General features: G+C 37.1%; 2 protein-coding genes. Both read right to left on the bottom strand.

Features of this window, described 5'->3' with window-relative positions:
- Nucleotides 1–20: 20 nt before the first annotated feature.
- Nucleotides 21–425 (bottom strand): hypothetical protein, encoded by a 405-nt coding sequence (locus A5875_RS21890; protein ID WP_088935670.1) that lies wholly within the window; start codon nucleotides 423–425, stop codon nucleotides 21–23.
- Nucleotides 422–907: a hypothetical protein gene (locus tag A5875_RS21885; RefSeq protein WP_141108376.1), complete on the bottom strand. Its 486-nt coding sequence runs from the start codon at nucleotides 905–907 to the stop codon at nucleotides 422–424. Before A5875_RS21885 ends, A5875_RS21890 begins: the two co-directional genes overlap by 4 nt.
- Between the last annotated feature and the right edge of the window lie 200 nt (nucleotides 908–1107).

Genomic DNA, 1107 nt, shown 5'->3' with positions numbered 1-1107 from the left:
ACTATATAAAGTTGTTAATGCTATGGTTGTTTAATTCCGAATAATATTGCCCCCGATAACTCTGCTGCTATTTTCCCAAGTTCTGACTGTCGACCATCACCCGTTTTATTATGTAGAGCTTGTCTTTTCAGTAAAGCTAAGTTCTTTTCAACGTGAGTAAAATCCTTCTTCTTTTCTTTATACTCATACGTTACATATTGAATATCGGGTGATCTATCTTCGGTACTCGCTTGCTGCTCTTCTTTTTTGACCTGCTGTAATTTTTTGTGGACAATAGAATCATACGCGATCCCTTGATAGGAGATCATGCTCTGACCAAGAATAAACAGTCCACTCATGAGAATAATCTGACCTCTCTTAATTTTTATCACCTCTTGACTTTTGTAAAGATACAAAGGATTCGCTAGCTGATTATTGCCGATCAATCTGCACGATTACCTCTTACTCGGATCACCTTATCCGCAAACTCTTTCCAATCATGAGCTAAAGGCGGATTTTTCCAGATAATTTGTTCACATCTTACTTTACTATTGAAAAAATCTGAGACATAGATATCCGTGCTCGCCGTTACTTTTTTGTCAACTACGATGTCTAGATAGTCAAACGATTGGATATTCATAGTAAGAAATTGATTGTAGTCTTCACCGCCTGAAAAATCGATAAAGACATGAACCTTTCTTTCCAACGCTTGAATAGCTTTATCAGATAATAGACAAAATAGAAAATCATAATAAAGATGAGCCTTTTCATAAACTAAAAGTCCGCCAGTCCGGATTCGATCCGCTGCTAAAACAAAATCATAAACGGCTTCATGAAGCATAGGATAACTTTGTTTAAAGTAATCAAATTGATCCAAAGTCATGAACGAAGCCAACGAAAAGGATAAGTACTCCCATCTGAAACACAATTTTTGTATTTTCCTTATGGTGTCTCGGGAAACGATGTCATAGAAGGTGGGGAATTTCGCCGTCATTTCTCTGATGAACAATGAAAAAGTCTCCGTTTCTCCAATTGGAATCGCTATGTCCGTAATATAGCTCTTATACACATCTAGATGTGTATAAGAGACAGGATCAATACCCCGCTAATTAGTACCAGCAGAGCTAC

Origin of the sequence: Enterococcus sp. 3H8_DIV0648, from assembly GCF_002140655.1 — a bacterium.
Lineage (GTDB): Bacteria > Bacillota > Bacilli > Lactobacillales > Enterococcaceae > Enterococcus_A > Enterococcus_A hulanensis.
This window is presented reverse-complemented; position numbering and strand designations above follow the sequence as displayed.